This is a genomic window from Ruegeria atlantica, from assembly GCF_013032455.1.
GTDB lineage: Bacteria > Pseudomonadota > Alphaproteobacteria > Rhodobacterales > Rhodobacteraceae > Ruegeria > Ruegeria atlantica_B.
Genome location: NZ_WQCF01000002.1, coordinates 560,247 through 576,763, shown reverse-complemented (window position 1 = coordinate 576,763; position 16,517 = coordinate 560,247). Strand labels below are relative to the sequence as shown.

At 57.6% G+C, this 16,517-nt stretch carries 15 protein-coding genes; 8 read left to right on the top strand and 7 right to left on the bottom strand.

The features are described from left to right. Positions 1–320: 320 nt before the first annotated feature. Together katG and GOW93_RS06830 are read right to left on the bottom strand one after the other, a co-directional pair. Positions 321–2,522 (bottom strand): catalase/peroxidase HPI, encoded by a 2,202-nt coding sequence (gene katG, locus GOW93_RS06835; RefSeq protein WP_170382508.1) that lies wholly within the window; start codon positions 2,520–2,522, stop codon positions 321–323. A gap of 530 nt (positions 2,523–3,052) precedes the next feature. Then, a complete protein-coding gene (locus GOW93_RS06830) occupies positions 3,053–3,898 on the bottom strand; it encodes an SDR family oxidoreductase (protein WP_170382507.1) in 846 nt (281 codons plus the stop codon). Between the two features lie 90 nt (positions 3,899–3,988). Between GOW93_RS06830 and GOW93_RS06825 the strand changes: the two genes are divergently transcribed. Beyond that, positions 3,989–4,621, top strand: a complete 633-nt coding sequence (locus tag GOW93_RS06825; protein ID WP_170382506.1) for a class I SAM-dependent DNA methyltransferase — start codon at positions 3,989–3,991, stop codon at positions 4,619–4,621. Positions 4,622–4,623: 2 nt separating this feature from the next. On the opposite strand, the gene GOW93_RS06820 is transcribed toward GOW93_RS06825, so the two are convergent. Together GOW93_RS06820 and GOW93_RS06815 are read right to left on the bottom strand one after the other, a co-directional pair. Continuing rightward, on the bottom strand, positions 4,624–5,613 hold the full coding sequence (locus tag GOW93_RS06820) for a sterol desaturase family protein (protein ID WP_170382505.1): 990 nt from the start codon (positions 5,611–5,613) through the stop codon (positions 4,624–4,626). Positions 5,614–5,624: 11 nt separating this feature from the next. Then, positions 5,625–6,380, bottom strand: coding sequence for a class II aldolase and adducin N-terminal domain-containing protein (locus GOW93_RS06815; RefSeq protein WP_170382504.1), 756 nt, complete (start codon positions 6,378–6,380; stop codon positions 5,625–5,627). A gap of 116 nt (positions 6,381–6,496) precedes the next feature. On the opposite strand from GOW93_RS06815, the gene GOW93_RS06810 reads away from it, so the two are divergent. The 4 genes from GOW93_RS06810 (at position 6,497) to GOW93_RS06795 (ending at position 11,197) form a co-directional block, all read left to right on the top strand. Then, a complete protein-coding gene (locus GOW93_RS06810; protein WP_170382503.1) occupies positions 6,497–7,372 on the top strand; it encodes a LysR family transcriptional regulator in 876 nt (291 codons plus the stop codon). 144 nt (positions 7,373–7,516) lie between these two features. Continuing rightward, positions 7,517–9,319, top strand: coding sequence for an adenine deaminase (gene ade, locus GOW93_RS06805; protein WP_170382501.1), 1,803 nt, complete (start codon positions 7,517–7,519; stop codon positions 9,317–9,319). After that, positions 9,316–10,779 carry an AMP nucleosidase gene (locus tag GOW93_RS06800; RefSeq protein WP_170382499.1) on the top strand — a complete coding sequence of 488 codons (1,464 nt, stop codon included), beginning with the start codon at positions 9,316–9,318 and terminating at the stop codon, positions 10,777–10,779. Before ade ends, GOW93_RS06800 begins: the two co-directional genes overlap by 4 nt. A gap of 130 nt (positions 10,780–10,909) precedes the next feature. Continuing rightward, entirely contained in the window at positions 10,910–11,197 is a 288-nt protein-coding gene (locus tag GOW93_RS06795) for an HU family DNA-binding protein (protein WP_170349467.1), read from the top strand. 156 nt (positions 11,198–11,353) lie between these two features. Here GOW93_RS06795 and GOW93_RS06790 read toward each other — a convergent pair whose 3' ends face one another. After that, the gene (locus tag GOW93_RS06790; RefSeq protein ID WP_170382497.1) at positions 11,354–11,587 is read right to left on the bottom strand and encodes a hypothetical protein; all 234 of its coding nucleotides are present in this window, start codon (positions 11,585–11,587) and stop codon (positions 11,354–11,356) included. Between the two features lie 380 nt (positions 11,588–11,967). On the opposite strand from GOW93_RS06790, the gene GOW93_RS06785 reads away from it, so the two are divergent. Next, the gene (locus GOW93_RS06785) at positions 11,968–12,855 is read left to right on the top strand and encodes a DMT family transporter (protein ID WP_170382495.1); all 888 of its coding nucleotides are present in this window, start codon (positions 11,968–11,970) and stop codon (positions 12,853–12,855) included. Here GOW93_RS06785 and GOW93_RS06780 read toward each other — a convergent pair. Further along, positions 12,831–13,352 carry a glutathione peroxidase gene (locus tag GOW93_RS06780; RefSeq protein WP_170382493.1) on the bottom strand — a complete coding sequence of 174 codons (522 nt, stop codon included), beginning with the start codon at positions 13,350–13,352 and terminating at the stop codon, positions 12,831–12,833. The genes GOW93_RS06785 and GOW93_RS06780 overlap by 25 nt on opposite strands. A 144-nt stretch (positions 13,353–13,496) precedes the next feature. On the opposite strand from GOW93_RS06780, the gene msrB reads away from it, so the two are divergent. Beyond that, positions 13,497–13,946 (top strand): peptide-methionine (R)-S-oxide reductase MsrB, encoded by a 450-nt coding sequence (msrB, locus tag GOW93_RS06775; protein WP_170382491.1) that lies wholly within the window; start codon positions 13,497–13,499, stop codon positions 13,944–13,946. Further along, positions 13,943–14,452, top strand: a complete 510-nt coding sequence (msrA, locus tag GOW93_RS06770; RefSeq protein ID WP_170382489.1) for a peptide-methionine (S)-S-oxide reductase MsrA — start codon at positions 13,943–13,945, stop codon at positions 14,450–14,452. The genes msrB and msrA overlap by 4 nt, the downstream gene beginning before the upstream one ends. Before the next feature lie 20 nt (positions 14,453–14,472). On the opposite strand, the gene GOW93_RS06765 is transcribed toward msrA, so the two are convergent. Beyond that, positions 14,473–16,476, bottom strand: coding sequence for a hydantoinase/oxoprolinase family protein (locus tag GOW93_RS06765; protein WP_170382487.1), 2,004 nt, complete (start codon positions 16,474–16,476; stop codon positions 14,473–14,475). Positions 16,477–16,517 lie beyond the last annotated feature (41 nt).

Here is a 16,517-nt window from a genome sequence, read left to right as displayed (position 1 = left end):
CGTCTCCGCCGTCTCCAGCGTCCCAACAACCGCCTCAGCAGCGCCGGTGAAGGGGTATTTACGGATTAGGTCTGGGACCCGCAACCCCCATTTTGAAAAAACTTCACATTTCTCGGCAAAAACTTACTCGTCTTAATGAAATCAATAGTTTAACTTCATAATTCCCATCGCCTGATCAGCTATTCCTTGCCTGACAATACAGAGGAAAAGGCATTTCAGCGGAATCGTACCCAATGCTGGCTACACAGGCGAGAGTCGGGTCAAAGAAAACGCCGCCCGAGTCTCCTCTAGCGGCGCAAATCACTGCAAAGGTCGCAGGCTTACTTCAGATCAAAGCGGCCCGCGTTCATCACCTTGTTCCAAGCCGAGACAAAGTCACAGACGAATTTACCCTCGGCATCGGCCTGACCATAGACCTCGGCCAGCGCCCGCAGTTGCGAGTTCGAGCCGAAGACCAGATCGACGCGGGTGCCGGTCCACTTGACCTCACCGCTGGAGCGGTCGCGGCCCTCATAGACGCCTTTACCCGACGGTTTCCATTCGGTGCTCATGTCTAGAATGTTGGTGAAGAAGTCATTGCTGAGCGTTCCGACGCGGTCGGTGAACACGCCGTGCTTGCTGTCGCCGAAGTTGGCACCCAGCATACGCAGACCACCGACAAGTGCCGTCATCTCGGGTGCGGACAGGCCCAGCAGTTGTGCGCGGTCGACCAGTAGTTCCTCGGGCGAGACGGAATAGTCAGCCTTCTGGTAATTGCGGAAACCATCGGCGATGGGCTCCATGACCGAGAAGCTGTCCACATCGGTCTGCTCTTGCGTTGCGTCAGTACGACCCGGAGTAAATGGAACCTCGACATCCTGACCGCCAGCCTTGGCGGCCTGTTCGATACCAACGGCACCGGCCAAAACGATCACGTCCGCCAGAGACACTTTCTTAGCACCTGATTGAGCGTCATTGAACGCTTCCTGAATGCCTTCAAGCGCGCCCAGCGCTTTGGACAGTTTCATCGGCTCGTTCACATCCCAGTCTTTCTGCGGCGCAAGACGGATACGAGCGCCGTTGGCACCCCCGCGCTTGTCCGAGCCACGGAAGGTCGAGGCCGAGGCCCATGCGGTTGAGACCAGTTCGGATATAGACAGGCCATTTGCCGCGATCTTGGCTTTCAGGTCGGCCACATCTGCATTGTCGATCAGTTCATGATCTACGGCCGGGACGTTATCCTGCCAGATCAGCTCTTCGGTCGGAGCCTCTGGGCCAATATAGGCCGAGCGTGGACCCATGTCGCGGTGCGTCAGCTTGAACCACGCACGGGCGAAAGCATCGGCGAACTCTTCCGGGTTCTCATGGAAGCGTTTCGAGATCGGGCCATAGATCGGGTCCATGCGCATCGCCATGTCGGCGGTGGTCATCATGGTTTTGACCTTCTTCGTCGGATCATGCGCCGCCGGGGCCATGTCTTCTTCCTTAACGCCGATCGGCTCCCAGATATATGCGCCTGAGGGGCTTTTGGTCAGGTTCCAGTCATAGCCGAACAGCAGATCGAAATAGCCGTTGTCCCATTTGATCGGGTTCGCGGTCCAGGCGCCTTCGATGCCTGAGGTGGTCGTGTCGTCACCCTTGCCCGAGCCGAACTTGTTGATCCAGCCAAAGCCCATCTCTTCAATCGGCGCGGCCTCAGGGTCCGGGCCAACCAAATCGGGATCGCCAGCACCGTGCGCCTTACCAAACGTGTGACCACCAGCAACCAGAGCGACGGTTTCTTCATCATTCATCGCCATCCGGCCAAAGGTGTCTCGGATGTCACGACCCGAAGCCAAGACATTCGGTTCTCCATCCGGACCTTCGGGGTTCACATAGATCAAGCCCATCTGCACAGCGGCCAGCGGGTTTTCCAGATCACGCTCGCCCGAATAACGGCTGTGCGGGTTGTCGGTCGGCGCCAGCCATTCGGTTTCCGAGCCCCAGTAGATGTCTTCCTCAGGTGCCCAGATGTCTTCGCGGCCACCGGCAAAGCCGAAGGTTTTGCCGCCCATCGACTCGATGGCGCAGTTGCCAGCAAGGATCATCAGGTCGGCCCACGAAATCTGGTTGCCGTATTTCTGCTTGATCGGCCACAGCAGACGGCGCGCTTTATCGAGGTTGCCATTGTCCGGCCAGCTGTTCAGCGGCGCAAAGCGCTGGTTACCGGTTGAGGCACCGCCCCGACCATCGGCTGTCCGGTAGGTCCCGGCGCTGTGCCACGCCATACGGATGAACAGACCGCCATAGTGACCATAGTCCGCTGGCCACCAGTCCTGCGAATCCGTCATCAGCGCATACAGGTCTTCTTTCAGCGCCTTCATGTCCAGCTTCTTGAACTCTTCGGCATAGTTGAAATCCGCACCCAGCGGGTTTGACGCAGGCGCGTGCTGATGCAGGATCGACAGGTTCAACTGGTTCGGCCACCAATCCCGGTTCGACCGGGCACCGGCGCCATGCATTACCGGGCATCCGCCCGTTTTGGGGTTATCACTTCCGTCCATATCGATCTCCAATCCTGGCTAAAATCCGGCTCAGTCGCGCGGTGAAAAACTCGGGCGATCAAGAACATATATAGATGACACTTTTACCTCTTTTAGATACGCGGCCGAGATTGCACACGTTCCAACAGACGTATCGGCGACTCTTGTCTTGTCGTCGTCAGAAGTAGCAAATCCAACCCATGCAAAAAAGTTTTGTTTAATGATGATTGTGATAGGGAAAAATTATGATTTATTCCTGCCTGCCCAGCGTATTGGGAAATGTTTGGAACAAACACGGCGCAGACCGTTGCCGCTTGGGAACATCATAACCTGTCTCGCACCGAAGCCATCCATCACATTGTCGGATTCTTGAAATCGGGTGTGGGTGAAACGGTAGTGATTGACTTGGACTTGCGTGCAGGAAAAGCCGATGCGTCGCATCGTCTACGCTTAGGCCATACCGAGACTGGAGCCCAGAAACACGAATAAGCCGACCAGCATAGCAGCCGACAAGGCGGCGGACATGATCAATGCCGCCGCCATTTGAGACCTCAGGTGTCTTTCATAAGAGCCTCAAGCCCGGTGCGGTAGTCGGGATAGATCAACCGCACGCCCAGCTCGTCTTTAATACGGTCATTCCTGACCCGCTTGTTCTCATTATAGAAACTACGGGCCATTGGCGTCAGATCAGCTTTGTCAAATGGCACTGCGGGCGGCAAGGGCAGACCCTGAAGCTCAGCGGCATAAGAGATCACGTCCTGCGGCGGCACTGGTTCATCATCACATACATTATATATGGCACCAGGGTTGGGTGCAGCCATCGAAGCGGCGAGAACCTGGGCAATATCCGCGACGTGAATACGCGAGAACACTTGCCCCGGCTTGATGATGCGCCGCATCCCCGCCCGTTTGAGCTTGGAGAAGGGGCCGCGACCAGGGCCATAGATACCCGCCAGCCGAAAGATATGCGCGGGCAGTCCGGGAATGTTCAGCCATTGCTGTTCGGCTCGCACCCGCCACCGGCCGCGTTCGGCCGTAGGCGTGGGCGGGGTGGTTTCATCAACCCACTCTCCCTGATGATCGCCATAGACGGCGGTCGTCGACAGATACCCGACCCATTGGAACTGCTCCGCCCGCGCGGTGATCTCATCCCGCAACACCGACAATACCGGATCGCCATCCGCCTTAGGGGACGTCGAGATCAGTAGATGCGTCACCCCCTTTAGATCCGGCGTTTGCCCCGGCCATATCAAGGGGTCAGCGCCAGATGCGCGAATAGTTGGGGATTGGGCCGGGTCGCGGGTGGTGCCGCAAATGTTCCAACCCTGAGGTTTGAGCAGACGGGACAAGGCCTGAGCCGAGTACCCGTGACCGAACGAAAATAGAGTACCTGTCATGACGACTTTGATGATCCGCAATTCGGATGGATGCAAGCACCTGAGTCAGAATACTTGATTCGAATCCCTCAATGCGCCTTTCTTTTAAGCATGAGTAACAAAACACCCAATCTGCACACTGCCTACAAGCTGGAATCACCGGAAGAGCACAAACAGCTCTATGCCGAATGGGCCGGGGATTATGATGAAAGCTTTGCTACGCGTGAAGATTATCAGTTACACATTCATACCGCGCGCGCCTTTGTCGCTGCAGGTGGGCAAGGCCCGGTTCTGGATGTGGGCGCAGGCACCGGGTTATGCGGCGCGGTTTTGGCCAGGCTGGGCGTCGGTCCAATCGACGCCACCGATATCAGCCCCGAAATGTTGGACCAAGCCATGCGCAAGGATATCTACCGCGACGCGATTGAGGCTGACTTGAATCAAGGCATTCCTGTCCCTGCCGACAGCTATGCGGGCATTGTCTCCTCGGGTACGTTCACTCATGGTCATTTGGGTCCCGAGGCCCTGCCCTCGCTCTTGCGTATCGCCCGCCCCGGTGCACAGTTCGCCCTGTCGATCAACGCGCAGCACTATGAAAAGCTGGGCTTTGCCGAAACCCTGCACAGACTGGCGCAGGGCGAGATTCGAAACCTCGCCCTGCCCGAAGTGCGAATCTACGGTGATCTCGCAAGTGGCCCCAATAAAGATGACACAGCGCTGATTGCCTTGTTCGAGCGGACCTGAGTTTAGGTATACATCTGCTTCTTGAACGCGCGGGTCCGAGTTGTCGCCTCGGCCGATCCGTCATGGTAAGTGCCGAACCACTTGTCAAAGGGGATCTCGGAGGTGCCATAGTTGCACTCGAAATACCGGTGATGCAGCTGGTGAAAGAAGTCCCCGGCGCGGGCGGCATCAGTCTCTCCGGCACGCAACTTTTCGAACCCGGAATGCGACAGGACCGGACTGATCTGCTGAAAATACGTGTGAAACAGCAGGTGCAGGGGGTGTGACGGCACGATCAGGTGGACGAAGTAGGTGGTGAAATACAGAAGGTTCTCATACCAGTGGTTCGAAATCCCTGACCACGGGCCGATATTTACGTTTCGGTGGTGCACAGCATGGACGTGCTTATAGAGCTTGGGATGATGCTCCAACCGATGCACCCAATAGAAATGCAGCCCCGACCACATCGGAATGAACAGCATCCAGACCACACACCAGACAGGTGCGCTGGCCCAAGTAACCGTCGGCACATAACCATTGGCCATCGCCCAGTAGATCACCCATTGATAGACGGTCGCCACAGTCATCGCGCTGCCCAATGTCCACCAGATATTGTCCCAGACCTGATTGCGGAAAGTGAAGTTGCCGTTGTTGCGGGTCAGGTCGCGGCGATCGAACTTCTTATACATGCCCTGCCCTTTGCGCATGTAGAGCCACCAGTGCAGGCCACCCGCGACAAGAATCTGAGGTACCATGTTCAGCAACCAGATACGGAACATCCAGCCAGGTGCAAAGCTCTGCATCGTCTCTAACGCAGGGAAAAAGACCACGTAAGCCGTAACAGCCAACACCATGCACAGGGTCAATGCCGTGATCTGCAACCACGCACCGCTATACCATTTCAATACGGCGGCCGGACGTGGGGGCCAGTTGAACAGCGGGTTTAATCCCACTGGTCCTTCGGGGTGATAGTGCCAGCGGGCGGCTTCGGGATCCTGAGTGGCGTCAGTCATGGCTATACCCTTTATGTGGCGTAATCGGAGCCTTCGGCATCCAGCAGAGCCTTAATCTCGCGCAGATGAGCCTCGGCTTGATCGGGATAATCGTCGAGTTCTTGTGCGGTCTTCTCGGCAATCTCATCAGACAGTACGCGCAGCTGCTGGCCAGTTTGCAGGGCGCGGATGTAAGTTTCGGCGGCGCGTTCGAAGTAAAAAAGACGGTTGAAGGTATCCGCCGGATCACTGCCGATCACCAGAACGCCGTGGTTGCCCATGATCATGACCTTCTTTTTCGGGTCAGACAGCATCGAGGCGCAGCGCTTGCCTTCGCTTTCAAAGGCAAGCCCGCCGAATTCGTTGTCCACCACGTAACGGTTGTAGAAAGTCGCGGTGTTCTGATCGATCGGCGGCAAAGTGCTGTCAGCCAATGAGGCCAACACGGTGGCGAAGATCGAATGCACATGCATCACACAACGCGCGTGTGGGCAGTGCCGGTGGATCGAACCGTGCAAACCCCAGGCAGTTGGGTCAGGCGCGCCGGGCTGGGACATCACGTCCGGGTCATTGGCGTCCAACAGCAGCAGATTCGACGCCTTGATCCGAGCAAAATGAATCTGGTTGGGATTCATCAGGAATTGTGTGCCTTCGTCATTCACCGCTAGGCTGAAGTGATTTGCCACTCCTTCATGCATGTTCAGCCGCTCGGTCCAGCGGAAGGTGGCGGCAAGGTCCACGCGGTCCTCCCAGTGGTCGATATTGGGTCGCAGGTTTGTAACGGTCATGGCGGGCTCTCGTTCGGGTAGCTGAGGTTTTGAAAAGCGTGCCTTCACCGCAAAAGTTTGACCAACGAAAAAATCGCAACTATTTCATTAGCTGAGCTAATGGCAGAGTTATGCACATGCAGAAATCGCTTCCTCCGCTGGGCTGGCTGCGCACGTTCGAGGCAGCCGCCCGCCATCTGTCCTTTACCGGCGCGGCACGCGATCTGAACATGACCCAAAGCGCGGTGAGCCAGCAGATCAAGTCGCTTGAGGGCTATCTGGGCCAGCCTCTGTTCCTGCGCCGTCCGCGTGCGCTGGAACTGACAGAGGCAGGGATCACCTATCTGCCTGTGGTACGCGAGGCGTTTCGAACGTTGGTACGCGGCACGCAAGCCGTAACCGGGGCACAGCAAAATGCAGTTCAAGTACAAAGCAACATAACTTTTGCGGTGAACTGGCTAGCACCGCGTCTGCCGCAATTCCGGGCAGCACACCCCGAAGTGCAACTGAATATCTTCACCGAGTTGTGGGAGCCACGAGAGATGGCCGAAGGGGCCGCAGTGGAAATCCGGTACTCATTGCGGCCTTCGGATACGGTGCGGACGGAACTCCTGCGCACCGATCACTATTACCCGGTCTGCGCACCGGGCTATGACGTGACACTGGACACGCTGCAGCAACAGCCGCTGTTTGATTGCTCGAACCTTCTGTCCAACTGGGCCAACTGGGCGGAAGAACAGGCTCTAAACTGGGCAAATCCTCCGATTACCTATTCCACGACATATCTGGTCAGCCTATCAGTTGCGATGGTCGGAGGGGGACTGTGCTTGACCCATGACACTATCGCACGTGACCTGATCGAACAGGGGCGTCTGGTAGCACCTTTTGACCACCGCGCGGTGATGCCCGAGGCCTATTACCTGTTGCTGTCACCCCAGGCTGAGGAAACCCCGGGTGCGCTGGCTTTCGCAGATTGGCTGCGCCAGGAGATGGAGGCAGACCAGCTGCGTTGATCCGGGGGACTCCCGCCCTTCGTCGATGCCCCGACGGGGCACCTCCTCTGGTTGGGCCAAGCAGCGCTGGCGCACTGCGTGACGGTTTTATGATAGCTGTTCGGCAGGGGTTGAACCTTTCGCATCATTCGGGAAAGTTGAATCATGGAATACACACCTTTCCCAAGCTGGCCCGATGTCGCCCCCCGTTTGATCGCTGTTGCCGCAGGGCGCGAAGCTGCGGATGTGGTCATTCGCGGCGGTATCTGGGTGAATGTGCACAGCCGCGAGACCCTGCCTGACCACGACATCGCCATAACCGCAGGACGCATCGCATTTGTTGGGCCCGACGCATCGCATTGCATTGGCCCGGATACACAGATCATCGAAGCAAAGGGGCGCTATATGCTGCCCGGCCTGTGCGATGCCCATATGCATATCGAATCGGGCATGCTGACTCCGGCCGAGTTTGCCCGCGCGGTGATTCCGCATGGCACCACCTCGATGTTCACCGACCCGCATGAAATTGCCAATGTGCTGGGATTGGACGGCGTACGTATGATGCATGACGAGGCGCTGATGCAGCCGGTGAATATCTTCACCCAAATGCCGTCTTGCGCCCCATCCGCCCCAGGGTTGGAGACCACGGGCTATGAGATCACGCCCGAAGACGTGGCAGAAGCGATGGGCTGGCCGGGTATCATCGGTTTGGGTGAAATGATGAACTTTCCTGGCGTAATCCATGGCGATCCAAAGATGCTGGCAGAAATCGCGGCAACCCAGCGGGCGGGTAAAACCGTGGGCGGACACTATGCTTCGCCCGATTTAGGGCCTGAATTTGCGGCCTATGTTGCCGGAGGCCCGGCAGATGACCACGAAGGCACCTGTGAGGCCGACGCCATAGCCCGCGTGCGACAGGGAATGCGGTCGATGATGCGGCTGGGTTCAGCTTGGTACGATGTGGAAAGCCAAATCACCGCCGTTACCGAAAAAGGACTGGATCCCCGCAACTTTATCCTGTGCACGGATGACTGCCATTCCGGGACGCTGGTCAATGATGGGCATATGAATCGTGTCGTGCGCCATGCGATTGCCTGCGGCTGCGATCCGCTGGTCGCATTGCAGATGGCGACAATCAACACCGCGACGCATTTTGGGTTGGAACGTGAGATCGGCTCAATCACGCCGGGGCGGCGGGCAGACATTATCCTCAGCTCGGACCTGCGTGATCTGCCCATCGAGTTAGTTATCGCGCGAGGTCGGATCGTGGCCGAGGATGGAGCAATCGCCGTAGACTGTCCGCACTTGGACTGGCCTGAGACCGCCCGCAACACTGTGCATCTGGGCCACGTTCTGACCACGACGGATTTTGAAATCAAAGCGCCTGCGGGCGCCAATCGGGTACAGGCCAATGTGATCGGCGTTGTTGAGAATCAGGCCCCAACCAAGGCGCTGAAGGCTGAACTGCCGATCATCGGCGGTCTGGTTGACGGTGAAGGCGACGTCTGCCAGATCGCGCTGGTCGAACGCCACCGCGCGACCGGTGGCGTGACAAACGCCTTTGTCTCGGGCTTTGGCTATCGAGGCAAAATGGCAATGGCATCAACCGTGGCCCATGACAGCCACCATATGATCGTTGTGGGCACCGACCGCACACAGATGGCGTTGGCAGCAAACCGACTGGCCGAGGTGGGAGGTGGTATCACAATCTTTCGTGATGGTAAGGAGCGGGCGTTGGTTGAGCTGCCTATTGCCGGGCTTATGTCTGACAGTCCGGCAATCGACGTGGCGGCAAAAGCGGAACAGATGGTCGCGGCGATGCAGTCCTGTGGTTGTCAGCTGAACAACGCGTATATGCAGCACTCCTTGCTGGCTCTGGTCGTTATCCCCGAGCTACGGATATCAGACCTTGGACTGGTCGACGTGCGCACATTTGAAAAGATCGATCTTTTGGAACCTCTTGCATGACGATTATTCGAACACCCGACTTACCGGCGCCCGAGAAATTTACTGACCCTGCTGCAGCGGTCGCACGATTGGAACAGCTTTATGACCAAGCGACCAAATTCCTGTGCGACAGCTTTGCAGAGGCAATGGAGGGCGATGCCCCGGCCGAGAGATTCAGAGCCTATTACCCGGAAATTCGCATTAAAACGTCATCCTATGCGCAGGTCGACAGCCGCCTCAGCTTTGGTCACGTGTCGGAGCCCGGCACCCACGTAATCACCGTCACGCGGCCCGATCTGTTCCGATCATACCTGACCCAACAGATCGCACTGTTGATCCGGAATCATGATCAACCGGTGACGATCGGTGCCTCGGACACACCCATCCCAGTGCATTTTGCCGTTGCCAACAATCCGGACCTGGTTGTCCCGCATCAGGGGGCGGCCAGCTTCACTCTGCGCGATGTGTTTGACGTGCCGGACCTGGCCACTACCAACGATGACATCGTCAATGGTATCCATGACACCGAGAATGAGGTCGGCCCGCTGGCCCTGTTCACCGCGCAGCGGGTCGATTACTCACTTGCGCGCCTTTCGCATTACACCGCGACCGATCCCAGTCATTTCCAGAACCACGTGTTGTTCACCAACTACCAGTTCTATGTGTCCGAGTTCGAAAACTATGCCAGGACGCAACTAGCTGACCCCAACAGTGGCTATACCAGCTTTGTCTCAACCGGAAATGCGCAGATCACAATGGCTGATGGGGTACTTGAGCAACCCCTGAAACTGCCGCAGATGCCGACCTATCACCTGAAACGCGCAGACGGGTCTGGGATCACGCTGGTCAATATCGGCGTCGGGCCGTCCAATGCGAAAACTGCCACCGATCATATCGCGGTGCTGCGCCCGCATGCCTGGCTGATGGTGGGCCACTGCGCGGGCTTGCGGAACACGCAGGCGCTGGGGGATTTTGTGTTGGCCCATGCCTATCTGCGCGAAGACAAGGTGCTGGACGATGACCTGCCCGTCTGGGTGCCAATCCCGCCGCTGGCCGAGATTCAGGTGGCGCTGGAACAGGCCGTGGCCGAAGTCACCGAACTGGAAGGGTATGAGCTGAAACGGATCATGCGCACCGGCACAGTCGCCTCGGTCGATAACCGCAACTGGGAGCTGCGCGATCAGTCCGGCCCGGTCCAGCGCCTGAGCCAATCACGCGCAATCGCGCTGGATATGGAAAGCGCAACAATTGCTGCAAATGGCTATCGGTTCCGCGTCCCCTATGGCACGTTGCTGTGCGTGTCTGACAAGCCGTTGCACGGGGAATTAAAGCTTCCCGGCATGGCTTCGTCGTTCTATACCACTCAGGTCAGTCGCCATCTGGCGATCGGAATTCGCGCGATGGAACACTTGCGCGGCATGCCGTTAGAGCGTCTGCACAGCCGGAAATTGCGTTCATTTGACGAAACGGCCTTTCTCTGACGCAAAAAAACAACGGATTCCCCCTATTTTTAGGGTTTTCCGCGCTACTATTCGTTGTGTTCGGCCACAATATCCCGTTACAGTTACGCGGTGAGGCCCTATGTATCGGGCACGTTAAGGAGACCAAGAAATGGCAAAGCCTATGACAAAGACTCAGCTGGTTGCTGCTCTCGCTGAGGAAATGGGAACCGACAAGAAAGCTGCAAACGCCGCGCTGGAGGCCGTGACCGGCCTGATCACCCGCGAAGTTTCTGCCGGCGGCGCAGTGACCCTGCCCGGCGTTGGCAAAATCTACTGCCGTGAACGCCCCGAGCGCATGGTGCGCAACCCCGCCACCGGCGAGCAGTTCAAGAAAGAAGCTGACAAGGTGGTCAAAATGACCATTGCGAAGGCACTGAAAGACAGCGTGAACGGCTGATCCCAGCTTTCACTGCTAACGATTGAGGGCCGCCTTTTGGGGGCCCTTTTTCTTTTTTGTTTTGCGAATCGTGAACGACTGCTCGATCACCTGAGCTAGCACCACCTTGCTAGTGGCGCTTACAGAACGCTCATAGCAAAGACAGATTTCGCCTGATTACCCCAGATCAAAGATTTCTGTTGGCAATTGGGCTGCCGGTATGTCGATTTCTGCCACCGTGTCCTCGGGCAAAGACAGCTCAGGAAACGTCGGGGCTTCAGGGGCAGAAACGTCCACTGGTAAATCTGGCAATTCGACGTCTGGAACGTCGATTTCCGGGAAGTCGAAATTCAACTCCTCGAGCTTGTCGATTGCATTTTGCGAAGGGGTTGGCACTTTTGTAGGCTTCATTCATCTTGCTCCTTTTAGTTATCCACTCGACGCTTTTTCAGGACGCTTTGATTTGCCTTTTTTGTTTTCGCACACCTATTCGTATCCAATGTGCCCGCTGAACTTCCGGGCTTATCTTGCACGCACCAATGTGAAGCATCCAAACAAACGGGAAAGAAACAATCTGTTCACTTTGAGTAAACAGTGGTGGTCTGGTCACACCTTGGAAGCATCAGCGCACTGCCCAATCATGAATGACCACGCGAACAACCAGAACAAGTAGACAGCCAAAGAACCGCCCCAAGATGCGAGCGTGATTTTATGGTGAGGCTTTTTGACAAGCAAAGCTTGCAGCCAAATTGGAAATCGGGAACAGTCCCAGCGATGTGACAGGAGGCCCAATGGACTTACGCGCAATAGCCATGGGGCTGGTTTTTGCCTTCATATGGTCGTCGGCCTTTACCTCCGCTCGGATTATCGTTGCTGATGCGTCTCCACTTTTTTCACTGGCTCTGCGATTTTTGGTTTCGGGCTGTCTGGGCGTGGCAATTGCGCGCGCCATGGGTCAAAGCTGGAACCTGACGCGGCCCCAGTGGCGCGCGACGATCCTGTTTGGAATTTGCCAAAATGCCCTTTATTTGGGTCTGAACTTCTATGCAATGCAAACTGTTGAGGCCTCTGTTGCTGCTATCATAGCCTCGACCATGCCACTGCTTGTGGCGTTGACTGGGTGGTTGTTTCTTGGAGAGAGGCTGCGCCCAATTGCGGTACTGGGCTTATGTGCCGGCTTCGCTGGCGTGGCCCTGATCATGAGCACCCGCATCGGAGGCGGTGTCGACCTGTTTGGCGTAACCCTCTGCTGTATCGGGGCGCTGGCGCTGACCTTTGCCACGCTAACCATACGCGGGGCGACCTCGGGTGGGAATTTCATGATGGTGGTCGGGTTGCAGATGTTGGTCGGATCGGCCGTTCTGTTCGTCGCTGCATCTTTGTTTGAAACGATCTATATCCATCTGACAGTGCCTTTGGCGCTGGCGTTCACCTACACCACTTTGTTTCCTGGGCTATTGGCCACGCTGATCTGGGTATTGCTGCTGGACCGGATCGGTGCCACCCGCGCAGCGACCTTCCATTTTCTCAATCCTGTTTTCGGTGTTACCATCGCCGCCATTCTGCTGGGCGAAAAACTGGGCCCATTGGATGTTGGGGGCGTCGGGATCACGACGTTGGGGATTTTGGCTGTGCAATTGTCGCGGCAGCCGCTTCAGGGCAGCAAGGTCTCGACCTGACGCAGCAACTTGGGCGCGTCGGGCTTAACGTTGGCTCCATAGGTGGCAACGACAGAGCCTTGAGAATCCAGCAGGATCTTGTTGAAATTCCATCCCGGAACAAACCCTGTCTGAGCTGCCACGGACTTGTAGAATGGATGCGCCTCCGGGCCAGTCACCGGGGTAATATCTGTCATTGGTAGCGTCAGGCCGTAGTTCAGCTCGCAGAATTCTTTAACCTCATCTGCTGTGTTCAGTTCTTGGTTGAAAGAATCCGACGGCACGGCCAAAACAATCAAACCACGATCAGAATAATCCTCATATACCCTTTGTAGAGCCGCATATTGGCCGGTAAACCCGCATTGCGACGCTGTATTGACGACCAAAACCGGCTGGCCCCGCCAATCCTCGATGGACAATGTGCCACCGTCGATCGACGCAAACTCACCACTTACAGGAGCCGCCTGAACCGCACGTCCTATCAATATCAATGCAGTCAGAAGAAAAACGCGAACCATGGCAATACCTCCCTATTGTCATGGTATACGTTACGGTCGGGCCTGCGGATCAACCGCACGACTGCGCGAGCGCACTGAAATAGGGCTTTGATTTCCTCGCCCCTGCCCCCAGATTATGCCACAGGAAAAATGACCGGAGGAGCCATGACCCGCTATACCAAAGACCCCGAGGCCATCGCCGCCCTGTCGCCCGAAGAGTTTCATGTCACTCAGCGCAGTGGAACCGAGCGCCCCGGCACCGGCAAATACCTGAGCAACAAGGAACCGGGAATTTATGTAGACATCGTCTCGGGTGAGCCGCTATTTGCCTCGACCCACAAATACGAATCCGGTTGTGGCTGGCCCAGCTTTACCAAACCCATCATCCATGAGCATGTGGAAGAATTCCACGATGCCACTCATGGTATGATCCGCACCGAGGTCCGCTCGAAACATGGCGACAGCCATCTGGGACATGTGTTTCCAGACGGTCCGCGCGAACATGGCGGGCTGCGCTATTGCATCAATTCTGCCGCTCTGCGGTTCATCCATCGTGATGAGATGGAGGCCGAAGGGTATGGTGAATATCTGATCCACGTGGAGGAAATCCAATGACCGAAGAACGTGCCGTTCTGGCCGGAGGTTGCTTTTGGGGCATGCAGGACCTGATCCGCAAGCTGCCGGGGGTGTCTCGCACGCGCGTCGGCTATACGGGTGGTGACGTGCCCAATGCCACTTATCGCAACCATGGCACTCATGCCGAAGGGATCGAGATCTTTTTCGACCCCGCCACAATCACCTATCGTGATTTGCTGGAGTTCTTCTTCCAGATTCACGATCCCACCACAGTGAACCGTCAAGGCAATGATCGTGGGATGAGCTATCGCTCAGCAATCTACTATGTGGACGAGGACCAGAAACAGGTGGCCCTGGACACAATCGCCGATGTAAATGCCAGTGGCCTCTGGCCCGGCAAGGTGGTGACCGAGGTCGAACCCGTCGGTGATTTCTGGGAGGCAGAGCCCGAGCATCAGGATTATCTGGAGCGTATCCCGAACGGCTATACCTGCCATTTTCCACGCGCAGGATGGGTTCTGCCCAAGCGCGACGCAGCTGAATAAGAGGAAAGCCCCTGAGGGGGCTAACCCTTCGCCACTCGAGGGCGGCCGCTGGCCTCGACGGTGATCGTGGCCTCGACAAACACGTCTTGCGCCTCAATCCGGGCGGTTCGGACGTCCCGGTCGACCACGACTCGAATATCAGCTGCACCAGCTTCACGGACCGCATCTTCAGCCTCGGTTCGCAACACCGATTCCAAAAATTCCAACGCCGCGTCGGATTCGTTGAAATCCTGCGGTCCGTCTTCGAGGTGAACCCGGAACCGGCCCTCGGACGGGGACGTGACCGTCCCGGTTCTGCGCAGGGTTAGGCGGCCCACCACGGCACCGATGGCATTGGCCACGCCTGCATGTTCCGGCAGGATCATGCGACAGCGCAGACGCTCACCGACCGCAGGGTAATAGCTGGGCGCCGACGCCCCGAGGCCTACCACATCGACGTTCAACGTCGTATCCAGCGCCAACAGACCTCGGTGACCAGACAGGCCCCTTCGTGTCAGGACATGGCGGGCAAGATCAGCCGACGGAAGGCCAAAAGCCTCAGCCTCTTCTGCAAAAGCATTCTCTAACAAGGTCAAAGTGGTTTGTTCGGTCAGCTGGTCCACGATGATCTGCGCCAGTTCCTCCGGCGTCTTGGCCAGCCTGTCACCAGTTCCGATCCGCTTGCGCGCGATCAGTTCCAGCGCTTTGTGCGCGGCATCCCCATCCCAGGAATCCAACCGACCCAGAACATGGCTGGCATCCGATGGCGTCACGCCCGAGACCTGAACGATCCCACGATCCACCAACCGCGCCAGAGCCCCGTTCTCTATCCGGGTCCGCAGTAAATCGCCAAGCGGTAGAACCTTGTCACCCAGCCTTTCAAGCAGGCCCTCTTCCCGCGCATCCAAACCTTCGGCATGAATACCGGGAACGCGGCGAGCGAAACGCGTGTCATGCTCGCCCACTGTCGTTGCCCGCAACTGCGTGTCCAAAGCGACATGAACGACCTCAGGCGCTTCGGACGCAATCAGCGACACCGGCAGTACGCGGCGTGGTCCCAGAAATACGCCTCCTCCCAAACCTTCGGTCACCACATGCACCTGACTGTCACCACCCAGGCCATGGGTGCGCATCGCAACCGCCTCGACCATGGTGCGGAACCCGCCGACCTGCGCCCCCACCGGGTCAATCGCGGGCTTGCCGTCCCGGATCAGCGCTACATCGGTGGTCGTCCCGCCGATATCCGAAACCAGAGCGTTCTCGGTTCTCGTCAGCCAGCTTGCCCCGACAATAGATGCCGCCGGTCCGCTGAGGATGGTCTCAATCGGCCGTTCACGCGCCTGTTCCGCGCTCATCAGGGCGCCGTCCCCGCGCACCACCATCATCGGCGCGGTGATACCTAATTCCATCAGCCGGTCCTGCGCCCGCCCGATCAACCGGTCAATCATCCCGATCAGCCGGGCGTTCAGCACCGCGGTCACTGCCCGTTTTGGACCGTTCAGCTTGGCCGACAAGTGATGCGAACAGGTGACCGGAGCCCCGATCTTTTCCGCAATGATCCGCGCCGCCTCCAGCTCATGCGCCGGATTCCGTGTGGCGAATTGCGCCGCAATGGCAAAACCCGATATGCCTTTATGAGAGTCTAAAAACGCCTCAATCGCCGCCACATCCAGCGGCGCAGCTTCGCCCCCGGCATGGGTATGACCGCCTCCAACGACCAGCGCCGGATCACCCTTCAATGCGTCCCGCAAACCATGCTTGTCCAGATCACCGTCCTTGAACCCGATATAGATCAGCGCCACCCGCCCGCCCTGACCCTCAACCAGCGCGTTCGTTGCCAAGGTGGTCGACAGCGACGCCATCGAAATCTGCTCGGGCGCCACCTGCGCGGTGTCCAAAACCGCCTGAATCGCTTTGCCCACGCCAATCGCCAGATCGGCCCGCGTAGTCAGGGACTTGGCCGAGGCGATAACCTCACGCTCATCCCGGATCAGCACCGCGTCGGTATAGGTTCCGCCCGTATCCACCCCCAAAGCCAACGCCATCGGGTTCTCCTTCCTGTTCGCTGTGGATGGGTTTAGCGGTT